Source organism: Amycolatopsis thailandensis (assembly GCF_002234405.1).
Taxonomy (GTDB): Bacteria; Actinomycetota; Actinomycetes; order Mycobacteriales; family Pseudonocardiaceae; genus Amycolatopsis; species Amycolatopsis thailandensis.
Genome location: NZ_NMQT01000179.1, coordinates 1 through 1,040, shown reverse-complemented (window position 1 = coordinate 1,040; position 1,040 = coordinate 1). Strand labels below are relative to the sequence as shown.

The 1,040-nt window shown below is 70.9% G+C and carries 2 protein-coding genes; one reads left to right on the top strand and one right to left on the bottom strand.

The genetic code is table 11. The features are described from left to right. Nucleotides 1-238, top strand: a 238-nt coding sequence (locus tag CFP71_RS39820; protein WP_143267251.1) for a helix-turn-helix transcriptional regulator, incomplete at its 5' end; no start/stop codon positions are given. Here the strand turns inward: CFP71_RS39820 and CFP71_RS39815 are convergent. Beyond that, the coding region (locus CFP71_RS39815; protein WP_093939061.1) for a helix-turn-helix transcriptional regulator at nt 217-1,040 on the bottom strand (824 nt) is incomplete at its 5' end. The two genes, CFP71_RS39820 and CFP71_RS39815, sit on opposite strands and share 22 nt — an antisense overlap.

Here is a 1,040-nt window from a genome sequence, read left to right as displayed (position 1 = left end):
CGGGGTCTCCCGGGCCGCGTTCGCCCGGCGGTTCACCGCGGCGGTGGGTGAACCGCCGATGGCCTACCTCGCGAGCTGGCGTATCGCGCTCGCCGCGGATCTCCTGCGCCAGCATCCCGACGTGACGATCGGCGCTGTCGCACGGCAGGTCGGCTACGGCAGTTCGTTCGCGCTCAGCACCGCGTTCAAACGCGAGCACGGCGTCAGCCCGCAGGGTTACCGCACCGGCGTCGCGTAACGCTCGACCAGTTCCGCGCCGATCCGCGCCAATTCCTCCTGGACCGAAGGCGGCCCCAGCACGTCGATCATCGAGCCCCAGCCGGCGAGCTGCTGGGCGATCATCCACGCCACCGGTGCCGACACCGTCACCCGTACACGCCCGTCGTCGAGCGTCTCCTCGACGTGCGCCTGCCGTCCGAAGTGGTCCTGGAGGATCGGCAGATGCCGCTCGGCGATGAGCACGGTCGCGTCCAGCCCGGAACGGTGTTGCTCGACCTGATCGACCACCTGCTCCCACGCCCGCGACAGTTCGAAATCGTCCGGCCGTCCGGCGGGCAGGTCGGTCACGGTGACCTCGGACATGCGGTCGGCACGGAAGGTCCGTTGGCCTTTCTCGGTGCCCGCGATGAGATACCAGACGTCGTCCTTGTCGACGAGCCCCCACGGATCCACGACCCGCTCGACCGGTTCCGCGCCCTTCTTCGCGTAGCGAAAGCGGACTTTGCGACGGCGGACGACCCCGGCCTGCAGCACGGTGAGCGGTTCGGGGCGTTCCTTTTCCCGCTCGCCCCAGCCCGACGGATCGACGACGACCGCGTCCGCCGCGGCCCGCGCGTCGGCCCGGAAGGTTTCCGGCAAGGCCCGGACCAGCTTCCGCAGCGCGGATTTGACCTCCGGCGAGATCGACGCGGCCGGACCCGCGAGCAGGAACAACGCCTGTGCCTCCGAGGCCGACAGTCCACTGAGGTCGGTCCGCGCGCCGCCGATCAGCGACCACCCGCCACCCCGGCCGGGTTGCGGGTACACCGGAACACCCGCCG